General features: G+C 42.9%; 16 protein-coding genes and 1 riboswitch. Of the genes, 13 read left to right on the forward strand and 3 right to left on the reverse strand.

What is annotated here, in order from left to right; all coding sequences use genetic code 11:
• The first annotated feature begins 142 nt into the window (after nt 1–142).
• Together ftsZ and lpxC are read left to right on the forward strand one after the other, a co-directional pair.
• The gene (ftsZ, locus tag AC4MDD_RS00735) at nt 143–1,339 is read left to right on the forward strand and encodes a cell division protein FtsZ (RefSeq protein WP_005401505.1); all 1,197 of its coding nucleotides are present in this window, start codon (nt 143–145) and stop codon (nt 1,337–1,339) included.
• Between the two features lie 123 nt (nt 1,340–1,462).
• Nucleotides 1,463–2,365: a UDP-3-O-acyl-N-acetylglucosamine deacetylase gene (lpxC, locus tag AC4MDD_RS00740; protein ID WP_005401506.1), complete on the forward strand. Its 903-nt coding sequence runs from the start codon at nt 1,463–1,465 to the stop codon at nt 2,363–2,365.
• A gap of 97 nt (nt 2,366–2,462) precedes the next feature.
• On the opposite strand, the gene AC4MDD_RS00745 is transcribed toward lpxC, so the two are convergent.
• Nucleotides 2,463–2,903: a DciA family protein gene (locus AC4MDD_RS00745; RefSeq protein WP_114836385.1), complete on the reverse strand. Its 441-nt coding sequence runs from the start codon at nt 2,901–2,903 to the stop codon at nt 2,463–2,465.
• Nucleotides 2,904–3,011: 108 nt separating this feature from the next.
• On the opposite strand from AC4MDD_RS00745, the gene AC4MDD_RS00750 reads away from it, so the two are divergent.
• From AC4MDD_RS00750 to recJ, 10 genes are all read left to right on the forward strand, one after another.
• Complete coding sequence (locus AC4MDD_RS00750; RefSeq protein WP_005401508.1) at nt 3,012–3,695, forward strand: M23 family metallopeptidase; 684 nt, start codon at nt 3,012–3,014, stop codon at nt 3,693–3,695.
• A gap of 277 nt (nt 3,696–3,972) precedes the next feature.
• A complete protein-coding gene (aceE, locus tag AC4MDD_RS00755; protein WP_005401509.1) occupies nt 3,973–6,675 on the forward strand; it encodes a pyruvate dehydrogenase (acetyl-transferring), homodimeric type in 2,703 nt (900 codons plus the stop codon).
• Nucleotides 6,676–6,677: 2 nt separating this feature from the next.
• Nucleotides 6,678–8,648: a 2-oxo acid dehydrogenase subunit E2 gene (locus AC4MDD_RS00760; protein ID WP_005401510.1), complete on the forward strand. Its 1,971-nt coding sequence runs from the start codon at nt 6,678–6,680 to the stop codon at nt 8,646–8,648.
• 139 nt (nt 8,649–8,787) lie between these two features.
• A riboswitch (yybP-ykoY riboswitch) is annotated at nt 8,788–8,937 on the forward strand.
• Between the two features lie 74 nt (nt 8,938–9,011).
• Nucleotides 9,012–9,587 (forward strand): TMEM165/GDT1 family protein, encoded by a 576-nt coding sequence (locus tag AC4MDD_RS00765; protein WP_063454397.1) that lies wholly within the window; start codon nt 9,012–9,014, stop codon nt 9,585–9,587.
• A 182-nt stretch (nt 9,588–9,769) separates the two neighbouring features.
• Complete coding sequence (locus AC4MDD_RS00770; RefSeq protein ID WP_491882176.1) at nt 9,770–10,567, forward strand: oxygen-binding di-iron domain-containing protein; 798 nt, start codon at nt 9,770–9,772, stop codon at nt 10,565–10,567.
• 94 nt (nt 10,568–10,661) lie between these two features.
• On the forward strand, nt 10,662–11,027 hold the full coding sequence (locus AC4MDD_RS00775) for a YkgJ family cysteine cluster protein (RefSeq protein ID WP_005401512.1): 366 nt from the start codon (nt 10,662–10,664) through the stop codon (nt 11,025–11,027).
• Nucleotides 11,028–11,250: 223 nt separating this feature from the next.
• Complete coding sequence (guaB, locus tag AC4MDD_RS00780; RefSeq protein ID WP_004691717.1) at nt 11,251–12,717, forward strand: IMP dehydrogenase; 1,467 nt, start codon at nt 11,251–11,253, stop codon at nt 12,715–12,717.
• Between the two features lie 122 nt (nt 12,718–12,839).
• A complete protein-coding gene (gene glmM, locus AC4MDD_RS00785) occupies nt 12,840–14,171 on the forward strand; it encodes a phosphoglucosamine mutase (protein ID WP_005401513.1) in 1,332 nt (443 codons plus the stop codon).
• Nucleotides 14,172–14,184: 13 nt separating this feature from the next.
• Nucleotides 14,185–14,841 carry a pyridoxamine 5'-phosphate oxidase gene (gene pdxH, locus AC4MDD_RS00790; RefSeq protein ID WP_005401514.1) on the forward strand — a complete coding sequence of 219 codons (657 nt, stop codon included), beginning with the start codon at nt 14,185–14,187 and terminating at the stop codon, nt 14,839–14,841.
• Entirely contained in the window at nt 14,842–16,548 is a 1,707-nt protein-coding gene (gene recJ, locus AC4MDD_RS00795; protein WP_005401515.1) for a single-stranded-DNA-specific exonuclease RecJ, read from the forward strand. It begins immediately after the preceding gene.
• Nucleotides 16,549–16,592: 44 nt separating this feature from the next.
• Here recJ and AC4MDD_RS00800 read toward each other — a convergent pair whose 3' ends face one another.
• Together AC4MDD_RS00800 and AC4MDD_RS00805 are read right to left on the reverse strand one after the other, a co-directional pair.
• Nucleotides 16,593–17,429: a putative porin gene (locus AC4MDD_RS00800; RefSeq protein ID WP_005401516.1), complete on the reverse strand. Its 837-nt coding sequence runs from the start codon at nt 17,427–17,429 to the stop codon at nt 16,593–16,595.
• Between the two features lie 167 nt (nt 17,430–17,596).
• Nucleotides 17,597–18,373: a putative porin gene (locus tag AC4MDD_RS00805; RefSeq protein ID WP_005401517.1), complete on the reverse strand. Its 777-nt coding sequence runs from the start codon at nt 18,371–18,373 to the stop codon at nt 17,597–17,599.
• Between the two features lie 483 nt (nt 18,374–18,856).
• On the opposite strand from AC4MDD_RS00805, the gene prfB reads away from it, so the two are divergent.
• A protein-coding gene (gene prfB, locus AC4MDD_RS00810; RefSeq protein WP_155115836.1) for a peptide chain release factor 2 occupies nt 18,857–19,952 on the forward strand; the annotation gives its coding sequence in 2 pieces (ribosomal slippage) (nt 18,857–18,928 and nt 18,930–19,952; 1,095 coding nt in all).
• The last annotated feature ends 114 nt before the right edge of the window (nt 19,953–20,066 follow it).

Genomic DNA, 20,066 nt, shown 5'->3' on the forward strand with positions numbered 1-20,066 from the left:
GTTAAGAAGTTGTACAACGCATCGCTTAAACTTGACAAGTTATGGCTTGCACAGCATGCTTAAAAGCAATTTTGTTTATTAAGATCAAGGCAGTATACGGGCTTAAGTGACTGCCAATAACGAATTAGGAAATCTATAGGTCATGGCCTCATTTGAATTTTTAGAAGATGATCAAACCGATAGCAACGGTCAAGCCCGTTTTACTGTGTTTGGTGTTGGTGGTGCAGGTGGTAACGCCGTACAACACATGCTTGAGTCAGATATTCAAGGTGTAAAATTTGTATGTGCCAATACGGACAAGCAAGCGCTAGACCGTATGAATGCACAATTCAAAATCCAGTTGGGCGAGCAAAATACCCGTGGCTTGGGTGCGGGCGCCAATCCAAATGTAGGTCAAGCCGCGGCTGAAGAAAGTCGTGACTTGATTCGTCAACACCTTGAAGGCACTGATATGGTGTTTGTCACTGCTGGTATGGGCGGTGGTACAGGTACAGGTGCTGCGCCAGTGGTTGCTGAAATTGCCAAAGAAATGGGCATTTTAACCGTAGGCGTGGTGACGACACCGTTTAACTTTGAAGGTAAACGTCGTCTTCAGTCTGCGGAGCAAGGCATTGAAGCATTAGAAGCGCATGTTGATTCTTTAATCATCATTCCAAACCAACGTTTGTTAAAAGTTTTCCGTGACATCTCAATGAAAGATGCCTACAAAAAAGCGGATGATGTCTTATTAAATGCGGTCCGTAGTATCTTTGATTTGGTGGTACGTCCAGGTCATATTAACCTTGACTTTGCCGACTTAAAAACTGCGATGAGCACACGTGGTTATGCCATGATGGGTGCGGGTTTAGGTCGTGGTGAAAACCGTGCACGCCAAGCGGCTGAGCAAGCGATCCGTAGTCCATTGCTGGATAACGTCACCATTATGAATGCCAAAGGGATTCTGATTAATGTGACGGGTGGTGATGACGTTACGTTTGGCGAAATCGAAGAAATTACTGATGTTGTGAACCAAATTGTCGATCTAGACGAAGGCCAAGTCTTCTATGGAACCGTATTTGATCCAGATGCGCGTGATGAAATCAGTGTCACTGTGATTGCAACTGGTTTGACTCGAAATTCAGCAGATTCTGCTGAACCAGTGAAGCGTCCAAATGCACATGTGCAGGTAGCACAACATGGGCATGCAACGCAAGCAGTTGTTGAAGATGATGATGTGCCTGCAATCCAGCGTCAGAACCAAGACGTGGCTGCAGCAGCGAGTTCTGCATCGACAGTGAGTGCTGCACGTCCAACACCAATGAGTATTCAAGATTACTTGAAAAATCAACAACGTAAGTAGTATTTGTCTATGTGGTTAAATCACATATGGTGAAGAAAAGGTAGTCTCTGACTACCTTTTTGTTTTTTATCAATGGCTAAATATGCTAACGTATAGCGGTTTAGTGGTGAGATGATATGAAACATGTTGAAACAAAGAACTCTACAACGTGTCGTTAAAGCAAGCGGCATTGGTTTGCATAGTGGTCAAAAAGTCTTAATTAACTTTGTGCCACATCATGCGGACGGAGGAATTGTGTTTCGTCGTATCGATCTCAATCCACCCGTCGACATTCGTGCAAATGCGATGTTGATCCAAGAAGCCTTCATGTGTTCAAACCTAGTTCAAGAAGATGCCAAAGTCGGTACCATTGAACATGTTATGAGTGCAATTGCAGGTCTGGGTATTGATAACTTGATCATTGAAGTGTCTGCCTCTGAAGTACCAATTATGGATGGCAGTGCAGGTCCGTTTATTTATTTATTGATGCAAGGCGGCCTTAAAGAACTGGATGCCCCTAAAAAATTTATAAAAATACTCAAACCTGTTGAAGCACTCATCGAAGACAAACGCGCTGTTTTCCGCCCACATGAGGGTTTTCAACTCAACTTTACCATTGACTTCGACCATCCCGCTTTTAAGAAAGAATATCAGTCTGCCACTATTGATTTTTCAACCGAAACCTTTGTTTATGAAGTCAGTGAAGCCCGTACTTTTGGTTTCATGAAAGATTTGGATTATCTCAAAGCCAATAATCTCGCTTTGGGGGCAAGTTTAGACAATGCCATTGGAGTCGATGAAACCGGTGTGGTGAATGAAGAAGGTTTACGCTTCTCAGATGAATTTGTTCGTCACAAAATATTAGATGCGGTGGGGGATCTTTACTTGCTCGGCCACCAAATTATTGCCAAATTTGATGGATATAAGTCTGGGCATGCTTTGAATAATCAATTATTGCGCAATGTCCAAAGTGATCCAAGCAGCTATGAAATTGTAACATTTAATGACGAAGATCAGTGTCCAATTCCTTATGTGAGTGTGACTTAAGTCATTGTCTTTATTGTGTGATGTTATATTGTAACAAGCATAAATGTGATGAATTTATCATTTTAAAAACGCAATTCTGACGCGGGTCGAGACGAGGTTACTTTTTTTTGCTTGCCAAACGGCGCATTGCTTGGCTAAGCTTAGGGTCGCTCACAAAGTCAGCAGCACCTCGAATTAAGTCTTGAGTTTCTGTGCTTAGCGATCTTGAAATAGATTGTATCTTTGCGGGTGTTTGAGAGGGGATTCTCAAACGAACTTGGAGTTTTTGTAGGTCTTTAAACTCATCAAGTTCCGACAGTTGTGCAATATATTGTTTTTGAAGGTAACCAAGTTGACTAATCATCGCTTGATTTTCGCCGGTAATCGTCAAAATACCATATTGATAACAAACAACCTGCCACTGCTCTGGTTGCGGTAGGATAGGTTGAATCACTTTTGTAAGTTTCTGCCATGCAGTCACTTGCTTTGAGAGAAACGTTAAGTTTCCTGTTTTTATGTGTTTTCTGGTTTGTTGAAAGAGATTCACTGGTTCGGACATACATATTTCCTTCATGTTAATGTCTTAATCTTATGCGCTTCTTTCGGTAGATATCAAGGACGAGATCACGCAAGAAACATTCGTAAGAACAGTTTTAAGAGGTTTTTTATGCATATGCGACGTATTTTGTTGGCTTTTTCTTTTGCGGCATCGGCTGCTTCAGTAGCCTTCGCTGATTTGGTAGAACTCAATACAAATAATGCTTCTTCGGATCGAATTGAGCAATTGACACGCACTTTATCGGAAGGCGCTTATACTGAATCTAATGATATTGATGTTCCTGCCGAAACGAAAATGACCGTTCAGCTCCGTGAAAAAACGGTTGAACTTAACAACGCTTCACTGTCGAAAAAATACGGTTCAGAATTCTCTGCAAAAAGTTTTTCAAATAATGCATATTCGTGGTTAGTGACACACCCACTTCCAAGCGCACGTGTGAGCTCAAGTTACGGCGGCCGTACTATGAATGGTCGTGCTGAGCGTCACTCAGGTCTAGATCTTGCTGCGCCAAGCGGTACACCGATTTATGCGACAGGTCCAGGGATTGTGACCAAGTCAGGTTGGGGTACAGGTTATGGTCAATATGTTGAAATTAACCATGGCAATGGTTACATCACGCGCTATGCTCATGCTTCACGTTTAATCGCTCGTGTTGGCGACCGTGTAGATGCGGGTGAACATATTGCCAATGTCGGTTGTACAGGTCGTTGTACAGGCCCACATTTACACTATGAAGTAGTTAAAGATGGTCAACGCAAAAACCCATCGACTTATCTAGCAATGTTGCCTTAAATCCGATTTGATCGATGATCCGAACTTACCGTTGGTCTGATGCTTGAAAAAGGAATACAGCTCTGACGAAATCTAAGTTAGCATCAAAAAGTAGCATTAAATGTATAAAAAACCGCCTAAATTGGCGGTTTTTTGTTATCTTGGGTAACAAATGGTTAATGACTATTTAGTTGCTAAATAGTATGGCTCAGCCATATTCAGCTGTGGCGATACTCTTATAGGACGAAAGTATGATACATATTAGCGTATAAGATTAGGATATCGAAATAGGTGAATTATGGCGTTTTATGGTGATACTGACGCGCAAGAAACGCAAGAATGGCAAGATGCGTTTGACTCCGTTTTACAACACATGGGGACTGAGCGTGCAGCTTTTCTACTAGAAAAACTGTATCAACAAGCAATCGCTAAACATGTCCCTATTCAGCGTTTAAACACGCCTTATTTAAATACAATTTCAGTGGCTGAAGAACCTGCAATGCCAGGCGATCAAGACATGGAGCGTCGTATCCGTGCGTTGATTCGTTGGAACGCCTTAGCGATGGTACTCCGTGCCAATAAAACGGGTGATGACTTAGGTGGTCACTTGGCAAGTTTTGCATCTTCAGCAACATTATATGATGTGGGTTTTAACCACTTTTTCCGTGCCAATAATGACAACTTTGGCGGGGACATGATTTATTATCAAGGTCACTGTGCGCCAGGTATTTATGCGCGTTCATTCCTTGAAGGTCGTTTGACTGAAGAGCATCTAAACAATTTCCGTCGCGAAGTGGACGGTGTTGGCTTACCTTCTTATCCACATCCATACTTAATGCCTGATTATTGGCAGTTCCCAACGGTATCGATGGGTCTTGGCCCAATCATGTCGATTTACCAAGCACATATTCAAAAATATTTGATGAATCGTGGTTTGATTAAAGAAGAAAATCGCAAAGTTTGGGCATACCTTGGCGATGGCGAGATGGATGAGCCAGAAAGCACAGGTGCAATTTCACTTGCGGGTCGTGAAAAATTAGACAATCTCATTTGGGTTGTAAACTGTAACTTACAGCGTCTAGATGGCCCAGTACGTGGTAACGGTAAAATTATTCAAGAATTAGAATCTTTATTCCGTGGTGCGGGCTGGCGTGTCATTAAAGTGGTTTGGGGTCGTCATTGGGACCCACTACTTGCAAAAGACAAAACTGGTGCTTTAAAGTCGGTTATGGAAGAAACACTGGATGGCGAATACCAGCGCTTACAAGTGAAGGGCGGTGCATATGCACGCGAAAAATTCTTTGGTAAATACCCAGAAGCGGCTGAGTTGATTAAAGACTTAAGCGATGAAGATATTGATAATCTAAATCGTGGTGGTCATGACCCGTACAAAGTTTTTGCAGCCTATGCAGAAGCATGTACAGCCAAAGGTCAACCAACTGTAATCTTAGCGAAAACTGTTAAAGGTTATGGTTTGTCTGATGAAATTGAAGCAGTAAACAAAACGCATCAAATCAAAAAGATGCAAATCGAATCTTTAAAATATGTACGTGATCGCTTCAATTTGCCATTTAACGATGAGCAATTAGAAGAAGTGCCTTTCTATCGTCCAAGCGAAAACTCGCCTGAATTGAAATATATGAAGGCACGTCGTGAAGCATTAGGTGGTTACTTACCTGCACGTCGTAAAGAAAGTGAACAGTTGGCTATTCCAGAACTTTCTGTGTTTGATGCAGTCTTAAAAGGCTCACAAGGCAAAGAACAATCAACCACCATGGTGATGGTTCGTTTAATCGCTGCATTGTTAAAAGAAAAAGCCATTAAAGACCGTGTTGTTCCTATTGTTCCAGATGAAGCACGTACTTTTGGTTTAGAAGGTATGTTCCGTCAATTGGGTATTTATGCAGCCAATGGTCAGCATTACACGCCTGAAGACCAAGAACAGTTGATGCATTACCGTGAAGCAAAAGATGGTCATATGCTTCAAGAAGGCATTAACGAAGCAGGTGCAATGAGCGCTTGGGCAGCATTGGCAACCAGTTATTCAACCAATAACTTACCCATGATTCCAATGTACATGTACTACTCTATGTTTGGTTTCCAACGTATTGGCGACATTGCATGGGCTGCAGGTGATGCACAAGCACAAGGTTTCTTATTGGGTGCAACAGCAGGCCGTACAACGCTCAATGGCGAAGGCTTACAACACCAAGATGGTCACTCACATATTCTTGCGAACACGATTCCGAACTGTGTGTCGTATGACCCATGTTTTGGTTATGAATTAGCAGTTATTGTGCATGATGGTTTACAACGCATGTATGTGAACCAAGAGCGTATTTTCTATTACTTAACGGTAATGAACGAAAACTACGAGCATCCTGAAATGCCACAAGGTGCTGAAGAAGGCATTAAACGTGGTATGTACTTACTTCAAAAAGATGAAAAAGCCACTGTTCAGTTGATGGGTTCAGGTGTGATTCTGCGTGAAGTCATTAAAGCGGCTCAAATCTTACGTGATGAATACCAAATCCATTCAAATGTATTTAGCGTAACAAGTTTCAATGAACTTGCACGTGATGGTATGGCATGTGAAGAATATAACCGCTTGCATCCAATGAGCGAGAATGTGAAAGAGGCTTGGGTGACTGAGCAACTGCGCGGTACAGAAGGTATCGTGGTTTCTGCAACAGATCATATGCGTGCTTATAGCGAACAAATTCGTGCATATCTTCCAGACAACCGTCCATTCGTAGCATTGGGTACAGATGGTTATGGTCGTTCAGATTCACGCGCTAAATTACGTAGCTACTTTGGTGTAGATGCAGCGCACATTGTTGTTGCCACACTGAAGAAATTGGCTGATGAAGGTGAAGTGGATGCACGCTTAGTGAAAGATGCCATCTCTACATTTGAATTAGATACGGACCGTCCAGTAGCTTGGGCTCCTCAAGCAACGCCATCTGTACACGCTGTAGCTGACTACAAAGAGGAGAAATAAGTATGCAAATTACAACTCCTGATATTGGTGTAGATAAAGCCGTTGTTGCTGAAATTTTGGTCAAAGTTGGCGATACCATTGCGGTTGATGACAGTGTCGTTCTATTAGAATCAGACAAAGCATCTGTTGAAGTGCCTAGCACTTCAGCAGGCGTTGTTAAAAGCATTTTAGTAAACTTAGGTGACCCAGTTGCTGAAGGTGCAGCGCTGATTGAGCTGGAAGCCGAGGGACAAACTGAAGCGCCAGCAGTACAAGCACAGGCTGACTTTGTACAAGCTGAAGAAAAGACTGCACCCACTGCTGTTGCTGAAACGGTTGCACCCGCTGCGACTACAGCATCACAAGTGGTTGATGTGCAAGTGCCAGATATTGGTGTGGAAAAAGCAACCGTTAGTGAAATTTTGGTGTCGGTTGGCGATCAAATTGACGTCGATCAAAGCATCCTCGTGGTTGAGTCAGACAAAGCGACTGTGGAAGTACCGAGTACGATTTCAGGCACAGTGGAATCAATTAGCGTTCAAGTTGGTGACAGTGTTAAAGAAGGCGTAGTGATCCTGACTGTAAAAACAGCAGCGTCAGTTGCACCAGTGACTGCTGAGCCTACGCCAGTTGCAGTACCTCAAACCACTGAAGTTCAGCCTGCTGAAGCGGCGCCACAAGCTGCTGCTGCGCCTGCAGGTGCGGTTGAAATTGCAGTGCCTGACTTGGGTGTAGACAAAGCGGCTGTTGCTGAAATTTTGGTGTCAGTAGGTGATACGGTTGAAAAAGATCAAAGTATCATCGTGGTTGAGTCAGACAAAGCAACGGTTGAAGTGCCTAGTACAACAGCGGGTGTGATTAAAGCCATTCATGTTGCATTGGGACAAAATGTATCGGAAGGTGTGGCTTTGGTGACCATTGAAGCTGAGGGCCAAGCCCCTGTACCAGTGGCACAAGCGGTTACTCAGACACCAGCGAAACCTGCAGCTGCTCAAGCTGCAACTGTGCCAGTGGTAGCATCTACTGTACAGGCTGCACCAGCAGTTCAAGGTGCAGATAAGCTAACCAAAGAGCAAAATGCAGCCAATGCTAAAGTCTACGCGGGTCCTGCGGTACGCAAGCTGGCGCGTGAATTGGGCGTGGTGCTGGCAGAAGTCAAAGCTTCTGGGCCGCATGCGCGTTTAATGAAAGATGACATTTTTGCTTATGTGAAAGGTCGCTTAACAGCACCGCAAACTGCACCTGTTGCGTCGGTTGTTGCTGCCGCTGGCTTACCGAAACTGCCTGACTTTAGTGCGTTTGGTGGTGTAGAAGAGAAAGTGCTGACACGTCTGCAACAAGTCTCTATTCCGCAGTTGTCTTTAAACAACTATATTCCGCAAGTGACTCAGTTTGATTTGGCGGATATTACTGAACTTGAAGCTTGGCGTAATGATCTTAAAGGTAACTTTAAGAAAGATGGTATTAGCTTGACCATTATGGCTTTCATTATTAAAGCTGTTGCGCATTTACTCAAAGAAGAGCGTGATTTTGCTGGTCACTTGGCTGATGATGGCAAGTCTGTACTCTTGCGGAACGAAATCCATATGGGCATTGCTGTAGCAACGCCAGATGGTTTAACTGTTCCTGTACTACGTAATCCAGACCAGAAATCGATTAAAGACATTGCGGTGGAGCTTGGTGTATTGGGCCAGAAAGCACGTGATAAGAAGCTTTCGCCGAAAGATCTACAAGGTGCAAACTTCACGATTTCAAGCTTAGGTGCAATTGGTGGTACAGCATTTACACCACTGGTGAACTGGCCGCAAGTCGCGATTTTGGGAATTTCTCCAGCGACGATGCAACCAGTATGGAATGGTCAAGGTTTTGATCCGAAACTGATGTTGCCGTTATCTCTGTCTTATGATCACCGTGTGATCAATGGGGCGGATGCAGCGCGCTTTACTAATAAGCTGACGAAGTTACTGAAAGACATCCGTACTTTACTGATCTGATGATCTAGGTTTTTGCCCTGTTGATTTCTCTTCTCAAAAGAGAAAAATAGCGGCTGGAAGCACTGCAAAAATACCTCAATAAAGACTCTGCTTCGGCAGGGTCTTTTGTATTTATAGATTGCCAAAAAACATATTTTCGCCTAACATGGTGTTACTTCATTGGGGAGTAGCCGCTGTTCTTCAGAACAGGTGATGATCAACATATTTGCTCTAAAACGAGCATGGTCATCATAGCAAAGAACCAAATGAGCTTCTAAAGAGCTTTCTTTTGTTGGCAAGACCTTTGATTTACCACTCTGCAGATTTTGGCTAGCAGGAGCGGTGAGTCATTGGTATTTGTTATGCTAGCCAGAGAAAGACATCATGTATGAATTCCTCCTCTCCACAGCCATCGTGGCTTTAGCTGAAATGGGCGATAAGACCCAATTGCTTGCATTGTTACTTGCTGCACGTTTCCGTAAACCCGTCCCAATTCTATTGGCTATTTTGCTGGCGACCATTATTAACCATGGCGTCTCTGCTGTTTTAGGCCAATGGATTACCACAGTTTTAAGCCCTGATACGCTGATCTGGATTCTCTCGATTGGTTTCATTGCTATGGCAGGTTGGATGTTGATTCCTGATCAGTTGGATGATGAGTCAGGCAGCATTAAGAAATGGCAGAAACTTGGGGTATTTGGCGCAACGTTTGTGTTGTTCTTCTTGGCCGAAATTGGCGATAAAACTCAAATTGCGACAGTGGCTTTAGCGGCACGTTTTGACAGTATAGTTTGGGTGATGTTGGGTACGACTTTAGGGATGATGTTGGCCAATGCGCCAGCGGTCTTTATTGGCGATAAGTTGGCGACCAAGTTGCCAATTGCCTTAATTCATAAAATTGGTGCGGCCATTTTCTTGGTCATTGGTGTTGCGACACTTGTACAGCATTATTTTTTCTAATTCACCTTAGAAAATAAGAATCCCGACTTAAAAAATCGGGATTTTTTGTTTAAAAATGATCTTCAATTTATTGATATATCAAATGATGTTGGTCGCAAATGCATTGTAAGTTTGTGTAAATCCATATATGTTGTAGGTATTAAAAAGTCTTTTAAGAAAAACAGCATTTTGAGGGGATGGGTATGGCATTTGACCGCACAACGTCACAGGTTTTATATGATGATGGCACACATAAGTGTATTAGCTTTACCAGCTTGGTCAAAGGCGAGGGTGTACAGGCAAATCAGTTTTTAATTATTGACCATGAGCGTGCAGCGGTCTTAGATCCCGGTGGTGATTTAACTTATGTACCGTTGACCATGGAGTTGAATAAATATACCCGTTTGACCAATCTTGATTTTGTGATGGCCTCACATCAAGACCCTGACATTATTACCTCAATGCCGCGTTGGTTGGTCTATACCGAAGCGAAAGTGGTGGCTTCTAAACTTTGGGCACGCTTTTTACCTCACTTGAACTCTGCCTTTATGAGTGAGCGGATGAAAGGCAACTGGTTGGACAGATTGGTGGAATTACCTGATCACGGTCAAGTGATTACGTTGGGACAATCCTCCATTATTGCTGTGCCTGCCCATTTTCTACATTCGGTAGGCAATTTTCAGTTTTATGACCCAATTGCCAAGATTCTATTTTCAGGCGATATGGGGGCATCGATGGTGGATGATGCCTCAAAACCTTTGGAAAACTTTGCTGCGCATATTCCTAAAATGAAAGGGTTTCATCAGCGCTATATGTGCAATAACAAAGTGATTCGTTTATGGGTCAATATGGTCCGCACCATGGATGTCGAAATGATTGTGCAGCAGCATGGTACACCGTTTATTGGGCAAGAGCAGATTCATCAATTTTTAGATTGGATTGAGACTTTGGAGTGCGGTACAGACTTGATGGATGAGAGTGTTTTTACCTGTCCAACTTAAGTGACAAAATAGTCGTAAATTTTGCTTGTTTGGCAACCACAATTTTTTTAATATTTTCTTCCAAAAAAACTTTTTGAAAATGAGAATATAAAGGATGTTGTCTCAAGTTCCAACGGAAGATGCCTGTTTAAGCTGCGGGGCATGTTGTGCCTTTTTTAGAGTCTCATTTTACTGGGCTGAAGGCATCTCCATGCCTGAACATTACACAGAGCCAGTGACTGCTGTGTATTCATGTATGGTTGGAACCAATCAAGCCAGTCCACGCTGTATCGCACTGCAAGGTACCATTGGTGAACACGTGAGTTGTGGGATGTATGAACAACGTAGCTCTTCATGTAAAGAAGTGCAAATCGCGGATGATCAATGCAACAAAGCGCGACGTGCGCACAATATGATTCCATTTGTGCAATTGGAAGCGAGCATTCCTGCCAACGATGAAGGTTTTGATCAAGTGTGTTAATCGGTAAAAGCAGAGTCAAGGCTCTGCTTTTTGAGTTTTAGAAAATAAATCGAATTCATCTTAAAACAAGAAATAAAAAATAAAGGTGGAAATGAGGGTCTCAAATAAAATATGGGTTTTATCACTTTATTTTTTAAGATAAAAAAAATAAATTTTCAATTGAAATGAAATTTAAGTTCATATTTGTTTATAATAGCGCACGGAAATTACCAGTGAGACTGCCATGTTGACCATCGTTCAAGACGCGTTAACTTTTGATGATGTCCTATTACTCCCTGCCTATTCTACTGTTCTCCCAAAAGATGTCTCATTAAAGACACGATTCACGCGCGGCATTAATTTAAATATCCCCCTTGTTTCAGCAGCAATGGATACGGTGACTGAATCACGTATGGCGATTGCGATGGCGCAAAACGGTGGTATTGGTATTTTGCACAAGAACATGGATATCGCTGCACAAGCTGCAGAAGTCCGTCGTGTGAAAAAATTTGAAGCAGGAATGGTTAAAGATCCAATTACTGTGACACCTGAAACTACAGTGCGCGAATTGATCTCGATTACTCAAGCCAACAACATCAGCGGTGTGCCTGTTGTGAAAGATGGCAAAGTGGTCGGTATTGTCACAGGTCGCGATACACGCTTTGAAACGAACCTTGAGCAACCTGTAAGCAACATCATGACCGGCCAAGACCGCCTTGTGACTGTTCGTGAAGGTGAGTCGAAAGAAAATATTCAAGCTTTACTGCAAAAGCACCGCATTGAAAAAGTTTTGGTCGTTGGTGAACACAACGAACTTAAAGGTTTAATTACAGTCACTGACTTCCGTAAAGCGGAAAGCTATCCAAGCAGCTGTAAAGATGATCTTGGTCGCTTACGCGTGGGGGCTGCAGTCGGTACAGGTGTAGAAACACCAAGCCGTGTAGAGGCTTTGGTTGAAGCGGGTGTTGATGCGATTGTCGTGGATACGGCGCATGGTCACTCTGCAGGTGTGATCGAGCGCGTACGTTGGGTGAAAGCGAATTACCCACAAGTCCAAGTGATTGGCGGTAACATTGCAACTGGTGATGCAGCATTGGCACTCCTCGATGCAGGCGCAGATGCGGTCAAAGTCGGTATCGGCCCAGGTTCAATTTGTACCACTCGTATTGTGGCGGGTATTGGTATGCCGCAGATTTCTGCAATTGACAGTGTGGCTAATGCACTGAAAGATCAAATTCCATTGATTGCAGATGGTGGTATTCGTTTCTCTGGCGATATGGCGAAAGCGATTGGCGCGGGTGCGAGTACGATTATGGTCGGTTCACTCCTTGCTGGGACTGAAGAAGCGCCAGGTGAAGTGGAATTCTTCCAAGGTCGTTACTATAAAGCGTATCGGGGTATGGGGTCATTGGGCGCGATGGCAGGCGCAACAGGTTCTGCGGATCGTTATTTCCAAGACTCTAAAGCAGGTGCTGAGAAACTTGTTCCTGAAGGGATCGAAGGTCGTGTGCCATACAAGGGACCAATGGGCAACATTGTGCACCAAATGATGGGCGGTTTACGTTCTTCTATGGGTTATACAGGTTCATCTGTGATTGAAGATCTTCGTCAAAATGCGAAGTTTGTGAAAATCACTTCGGCAGGTATGTCGGAGTCACATGTTCACGACGTGACGATTACCAAAGAAGCACCAAACTATCGCGTTGGCTAATTCAGCTATACCAATTGTTCAAAGTAAAAGCCGTCATTTTTATGACGGCTTTTTCGTTTTGGTGTAAAGTGGTGGCAGTAAAAAAGTGATGATTTAGATCACCATTAAGAAGTGAGTAAAATATGAGTTATTTTGGTACCGATGGTATTCGCGGTAAGTTTGGCGTCCTCCCTATTACCCCTGAATTTGCCCTTAAACTAGGCTTTGCCGCAGGGAAAGTTTTAAAACGCCACAGTAAAAAATCAAAACCATTGGTGGTACTTGGTAAAGACACACGTTTATCGGGTTATATTTTAGAGTCAGCATTACAAGCGGGTTTAAACGCAGCAGGGGTGTATGTACATTTACTAGGCCCATTGCCAACCCCAGCGATTGCACATTTGACCCGTGCTTTACACGCAAGTTTGGGCATTGTGATTTCAGCATCACATAATCCTTATTTTGATAATGGGATCAAGTTCTTTTCCAGTGAAGGCAAGAAACTACCAGATGCTATTCAAGAAGAAATTAACCAAGAATTAGAAAAAGACCTCATCATTGATGATATTGCCAATTTAGGTAAAAGTGTCCGTGTAAAAGATGCCAATGGTCGTTATATTGAATTTTGTAAATCCACATTTCCCTATCATTATGACTTGAATGATTTAACGATTGTGGTGGATTGTGCCAATGGTGCTGCATATAACGTGGGTCCATCGGTCTTTCGTGAGCTCGGTGCCAAAGTCATTGCCATTCATAATGAGCCTAACGGTGTAAATATCAATGAACAATGTGGTTCGACCCATCCTGAGCATTTGCAGCAACTCGTAGTGAAACACAAAGCTGATTTGGGTATTGCCTTTGATGGGGATGCAGACCGCGTTATTTTGGTGGATAAAGATGGCAAGCTGATTGATGGCGACCATATTCTATATATCTTAGCAACACAGAGCGCTAAAAAGCCTGCTGGAATAGTGGGTACCTTGATGTCAAACATGGCTTTAGAGTTGGCATTGGATAAAGCGGGTGTAGCGTTATTACGGGCCAAAGTAGGTGATCGTTATGTCCTACAAGGCCTAGAAGAAAAAGGTTGGGTCATTGGCGGTGAGCCATCAGGGCATATTTTAACCTTGGATAAAAGTACCACAGGTGATGCCATTATTGCCGCCCTACAAGTCCTTACCGTGATGGTCGAGCAGAAGAAAGCGCTTCATGAATTGGTTGCTGACTTTAAGCTTCTACCGAATGTGCTGGTGAATGTACGTTTAGAGGCGATGTTTGACCCTTATGCGGTGCCTGCTTTGGTGGCTGAATTTGATAAAGCCGAGCAACAACTCAAAGGTCGTGGTCGTTTGTTGATTCGTAAATCAGGTACTGAGCCTGTGATTCGTGTCATGGTGGAAGGGGATGACCTCGATGAAGTCAACACTTTAGCCCATACATTGGCTGATGCTGTACGTGCGAATGCAGCTTAATAAGGAGTGAAAAATGAGTGATTTAATTAAAGATCTCAGCGAGCTTCGTTTAAGTTATCAAAAAGGCGAGCTGCGAGAAGATCGTGTAGAAACCCATCCACATGCTCAGTTCTTGCTTTGGTTTAATCATGCTTTAGAAGCACAACTGCACGAACCCTATGCTATGTCACTGGCGACAGCAAGTGTCCAGGGTCGTCCGCATGTACGAACGGTATTGCTGCGCGGTGCAACTGAAGCAGGTTATGATTTTTATACCAATTATGACAGTCAAAAAGGCAATGATTTGGCTGAAAACCCATATGCAGAGTTACTGTTTTATTGGCAAGAGCAGGAACGTCAGATTCGCATTGGTGGTAAAGTGGTTAAAATTTCTGAAGCAGAATCGACGGACTACTATCATAAGCGCCCACGAGATAGCCAAATTGCGGCACATATCAGTACACCACAAAGTGGCGTGATTGAAAGCCGTGAAGTCTTGCAACAACGTTTTGAGCAATTGCAGAACCAAGTTGAAGGTAAATCAGAACTCAATAAACCCCTCTTTTGGGGTGGCTACCGTCTCGAGCCCGACTACTATGAGTTTTGGCAAGGGCGTCCGAACCGTTTACATGACCGTTTAAGTTATGAAAAACAGCAAGATGTCTGGATGCTGAAACGTTTGATGCCATAAATGTCAGCCATTCAAATTAAGCAAAGACCCTTTATTACCTGTCCTGAATTATTTCAGGACATTCCTGCGTTTATTGCAGAAATTTTAGCCCGCCGTGGGGTGGCGTCAACGCAGGAGCTGGAGTTAAAGCTCAAGCATTTACTGGCCCCTAGTCTGAAAGGCTTAAATGAAGCGGTTCAGTTGATGGATGCTGCAATTGATCAGCAACACAAAATTGTCATTGTGGGTGATTATGATGCAGATGGTGCAACCAGCACCGCTTTAATGATCTTGGCTTTGCGAGAAATGGGGGCGCAGGTAGAGTATCTGGTTCCAGATCGCTTTAAATATGGTTATGGCTTAACGCCTGCGATTGCGGATTTAGCATTTACCAGCTTTACACCTGATTTATTGATTACTGTTGATAATGGTATTTCCAGTCATGACGGCGTGAAACAAGCGCAAGATCATGGCATGCAGGTGATTATTACCGATCACCATTTGACCACCAAGCCGACTCCCAGTGCCCAAGCGGTAGTGAATCCGAACCAGTTGGGGTGTGATTTTCCAAGTAAAGCCTTAGCTGGGGTAGGTGTGGCCTTTTATGTCTTGGCTAACTTATCAACCTATCGTAAAAAACTGAATAAGTCTTCGGCAGTTATGAGTCAGTATTTGGATTTGGTGGCATTAGGCACCTATGCCGATGTTGCTAGTCTTGACTATAACAATCGTATCTTGGTCGATGTTGGCCTGAAGCGTATTCAACAACATTTATGTCGTCCGGGCATCAGCGCTTTACTGGAGATTGCAGGTCGAGAAGCTGCAAGTTTAAAAGCGCAAGATTTGGGGTTTGTACTGGGACCACGTATTAATGCGGCAGGTCGTATGGAAACCATGGATATCGGTATTGAATGTCTGTTGGCACAGGACTTTGCTTCCGCTTATCCATTGGCAGAACAACTGAATCAGTTGAATGTGGAACGTCGTCAGGTTGAAGCGACGATGAAACAAGAGGCATTAATAGCCTTGGATCAAATTCAACTGGATGATACGGTTTTACCTGCGGCTTTAATTATGTTCGAGCCGCATTGGCATCAAGGGGTGATTGGCATTGTTGCGGGGCGTTTAAAAGAACAGTTTCATCGTCCGAGTATTGTTTTTGCTGCAGATGAAGATGGGGTACATATCAAAGGTTCTGCACGTTCGATTGAAGGAGTGCATATCCGCGATGCCATTGAGTGTGTTGCTGAGCAATATCCACATTTGGTCAGCCACTTTGGTGGGCATGCTGCGGCAGCGGGTTTAACCATTCAAAAAGTCCATTTTGAAGAGTTTAAGCAGGCCTTTGAAGTACTGATGGCAGCTCAGGATGAAGGTTTATTTACGGCGACTTTATGGACCGATGGTGAGTTAGCAGCAGAAAATATTCAGGTTGAAACGGTCGATCTTCTACAGCAGATTAGTCCATGGGGGCAAAAGTTTCCAGCACCTATTTTTGAAGGAAACTTTCAAATTTTAGATTTCCGCTGGTTGAAAGAAGTGCATTTAAAATTACGTATAGCTTTAGACAATGGACAGGTTGTAGATGCCATTGCTTTTAATGCTGCAGACAAATACCAGTTCAATGAGATGAACCATCAAATTCGTTTGGTCTATGAGCTGGATAAAAATGAATTTCGTGGCAATGTCAGCGTACAACTTCGCATTTTGCATTTAGAACAACATTAAAAAACCGCTCTATAGAGCGGTTTTTTAATACATTTTTGTTTCAATTAGAAGCGGAATGTACCATTGATACCGTATGAATCAGCATCTTCCGTTGTTGTGTAGTTCAAGCCAACAGCAATAGCAGGCGTAAAGAATTTTTGCGCGCGAACAGCCCAAACAGTGTCAAAGTCATCGAATGTTGTATCCATAAATGAAACACCAACACTTAAGGTTGGATCGATATATAAATCGGCACCTAAGCGGTAAGCAGTTTCATCACCAAAGTATGTTGCACCTTCAAAATTGGTAAAATGGTTACCAATTTGAGTCACATATTTAGCGCGTAAGGTTACAGCTGTATCGTCTGCTACTGCGGAGATATTTGAGAATGTATCAATGAAGCCATTTTTTGAAACATACATTGGATCAAGATTTTCTTTGGCTACACCAGCCGCAATGAGTAGCCCATCGACAGGCAGGTAACCTGCTTCTAACGCATAACCGACATTATCATCTGATGCTTTACCAAACTCACCTTCAACCGTTACTTCAGAGCGGTTGAGGCTACCAGAAACATAAAATTGAGAGTTTGGGATGAAAAATTCACCATTTAAACCGACTGTGTCAATTTCTAAATCGGCGCCGTCTTCATCAATACTTGAGTTCGCATAACCAAGACCAATGTTGCTTGCTTTGCTTAAAAAAGCAGCCTCTGCAAGTGGCGAATTTTTAGTGTTGACTCCATTTAAGTAGTACTTGCCACCGATGCCAAAAGTATCAAGATCTTCACTGTCACCATCAAAGCTTGTATTTTCGTAGTTTGCATTGATTTCTGCTTGGTAAGCATGTGCAGTCCCGAAGCTCGCAATAAGTGCGGTAGTAAGTGCAAGTTGTTTAAGCATTTTAGAGGTTCTCTCTTTGTTATAAAAATATGACTGTTCTATGACAGTTGTAACGAAGTGTACGAAAAAGTAGCAGGGAGTCAATCTTTATTTATAACAATGCTTTATGAGAGTGCAAAAAGCCCATTCGAAAATGGGCTTTGAGTATTCAAGGTTTTTAATTGGTCTTAGAAACGGTATTTCGCAGCTACACCGAATTTGTTGTAGTCGTTGTTGCCAACTTCACCAAAGCCAACACGGCCTTCAAGGCTGACTTGTGGGGTAAAGAATTTACGGGCATTGATACCAAATTCGCTAGTATCACTTAAGTCATTGCTGTAATAGTCAGCACCTAAGCTTAAAGTTTTATCGATGAAGTAATCGCCTTTAAGATTGTATTCATCAAGATCACCAAAAGCTGCGCCTGCTTCTAAGTTAATGTCTTTACCATTGCTCAGTGTAGTCACATATTTAGCACGTAAAGTTGGATCGACACCGTCGTTATAGTCGTTGTCATAACCTTTTAAACCTGCAGCAATTAATAAACCTGGTGCAGGTAAATAACCGACTTCAGCGCTATAAACAGTGGTATCAAAGTCACCGCCATTGTCAAAAGAGTAATCATCACGGCCCACTTTACCACCTAGGTAAAAGTCTGAGTTCGGAATGAATACTTCAGCACCGACACCATATTGATGACGCTCATCATCACCTACTTCGTCGTATTGGTATTTTGCGTTAACGTTACTTGCACGGTCTAAGAATGCTGCCTCTGCAAGTGGCGCGTTACGTGTTTGAACTGGGTTGAAATAGTATGTGCCATCTACGCCAAAAGAGCCGCTTGAACTACCGTTGTCTGGATCAATTAGGCCAGCTGAAGCACCCACCTCTGCTTGGTATGCATGCGCAGTACCTGTGATCGCTAGAGCTGAAAGTAATGCTGAAGCAATTGCTAATTTTTTCATGGTATGTACCCCTCGTAAGTGGAACTGTATTTCATTAATTTTTTGTTACAACTTCAGTCTAGGGCAAAATAAAAAAGCGTCAACCAAAGGAAAGTTAATGCTCTGTATCTACGGTTACATCGTGTAATTTTTTAAATTTAAATGATTGATAATAAATTATAAATTTATAATGTTTTGTTTTATTAAAATTGTGTAGATTCTGTGGATTTCATAATTTTTGACGCTATTTTAATCAATTTTAACTCAAAATGTTTAGTCCGTTTGTCTGTTGAGAATACTTCTCCGGTATGTATTTTATGGGATGGTTCGCATTTATATGCAGCTTGATTGCGGTTCAAGAGAATGCTTTTTTGGAGGCTAAACAGTTTTAATCTCTAGAAAGAACGGTGTGTTTTTGTCGAATTTGAGATGAATAATCCTAGCCGTCGACTGTGATATAATCAGCGGCTATTTTTCGCTTTATATTGATTGAGAGTAATTCACGTGGAAATTAATCCGTATCTAAACCAATTAAAAGACTTAAACGACCGTGGTCTCACATTACGGGGGTATCTTTGACTACGATCTGAAAAAAGAGCGTTTAGAAGAGGTTCTCCGTGAATTAGAAGACCCAGCGATTTGGAATGATCAAAACCGTGCACAAGCCATGGCCAAAGAAAAAGGCGAACTTGAAAACGTCTTAAATGTGTTAGATGGTTTGGCAACGCAGCTTGAAGATGCGCAAGCGATGCTTGATTTGGCAGTAGAAGCAGATGATGAAAGTCTGTTGGCTGATGTCCAAGCTGAATTGACTTCTGCAGAAGAAGAGTTAGCGAAGCTTGAATTCCGCCGTATGTTCAGTAACCCAATGGACCCAAATCCATGTTATGTGGAAATTCAAGCCGGTTCAGGTGGGACAGAAGCACAAGACTGGGCTTCAATGCTACTGCGTATGTATATGCGCTGGATTGAACGTCATGGTTTTAAAGCTGAATTGATGGAAGAGTCAGACGGCGATGTGGCTGGGATTAAGTCGGCGACGATTCGTGTTGAAGGTGAATATGCCTATGGTTGGTTGCGTACCGAATCGGGCGTACATCGCTTAGTACGTAAATCGCCATTTGACTCGGGTAACCGCCGTCATACCTCATTCTCTGCTGTGTTTGTCTCGCCAGAAGTCGATGACAACATTGAAATTGATATCAACCCATCTGACGTGCGTACCGATACCTACCGTGCTTCTGGTGCAGGTGGTCAGCACATTAACAAAACAGACTCTGCGGTACGTTTAACCCACGCGCCAACAGGTATTGTGGTGGCGTGTCAGAACCAACGTTCACAGCATGCCAACCGTGACCATGCTTGGAAACAGTTACGTGCGAAGTTGTATGAATTGGAAATGAGCAAACGTAACGAAGCAGCTCAAGCACTTGAAGACTCGAAGTCGGATATTGGTTGGGGCAGTCAGATTCGTTCTTATGTGTTGGATGACTCGCGTATTAAAGACTTACGTACGGGTGTTGAAAACTCCAACACTGGTGCAGTACTAGATGGTGACCTTGATAAGTTTATTGAAGCAAGCTTAAAACAAGGTTTGTAATTTAAATGATGAATGAAAGCAAAGTGTTATCAGTTATTTTACAATATATCTAAAAAAATCGATATTAAAATCGAAAAAATGCGATATATTAAGTAAAACAAGCTGACAACGCTT

This window comes from Acinetobacter sp. CAU_H_29a_1, assembly GCF_058599505.1.

Coding starts and splice junctions, on each gene's coding strand:
- AC4MDD_RS00750 (WP_005401508.1), top strand. CDS start 3,012: ATGCATATGCGACGTATTTTGTTGGCTTTTTCTTTTGCGGCATCGGCT.
- pdxH (WP_005401514.1), top strand. CDS start 14,185: ATGAGTGATTTAATTAAAGATCTCAGCGAGCTTCGTTTAAGTTATCAA.
- AC4MDD_RS00760 (WP_005401510.1), top strand. CDS start 6,678: ATGCAAATTACAACTCCTGATATTGGTGTAGATAAAGCCGTTGTTGCT.
- guaB (WP_004691717.1), top strand. CDS start 11,251: ATGTTGACCATCGTTCAAGACGCGTTAACTTTTGATGATGTCCTATTA.
- ftsZ (WP_005401505.1), top strand. CDS start 143: ATGGCCTCATTTGAATTTTTAGAAGATGATCAAACCGATAGCAACGGT.
- AC4MDD_RS00765 (WP_063454397.1), top strand. CDS start 9,012: ATGTATGAATTCCTCCTCTCCACAGCCATCGTGGCTTTAGCTGAAATG.
- lpxC (WP_005401506.1), top strand. CDS start 1,463: ATGTTGAAACAAAGAACTCTACAACGTGTCGTTAAAGCAAGCGGCATT.
- AC4MDD_RS00770 (WP_491882176.1), top strand. CDS start 9,770: ATGGCATTTGACCGCACAACGTCACAGGTTTTATATGATGATGGCACA.
- AC4MDD_RS00805 (WP_005401517.1), bottom strand. CDS start 18,373: ATGAAAAAATTAGCAATTGCTTCAGCATTACTTTCAGCTCTAGCGATC.
- AC4MDD_RS00775 (WP_005401512.1), top strand. CDS start 10,662: ATGTTGTCTCAAGTTCCAACGGAAGATGCCTGTTTAAGCTGCGGGGCA.
- AC4MDD_RS00800 (WP_005401516.1), bottom strand. CDS start 17,429: ATGCTTAAACAACTTGCACTTACTACCGCACTTATTGCGAGCTTCGGG.
- aceE (WP_005401509.1), top strand. CDS start 3,973: ATGGCGTTTTATGGTGATACTGACGCGCAAGAAACGCAAGAATGGCAA.
- recJ (WP_005401515.1), top strand. CDS start 14,842: ATGTCAGCCATTCAAATTAAGCAAAGACCCTTTATTACCTGTCCTGAA.
- AC4MDD_RS00745 (WP_114836385.1), bottom strand. CDS start 2,903: ATGTCCGAACCAGTGAATCTCTTTCAACAAACCAGAAAACACATAAAA.
- glmM (WP_005401513.1), top strand. CDS start 12,840: ATGAGTTATTTTGGTACCGATGGTATTCGCGGTAAGTTTGGCGTCCTC.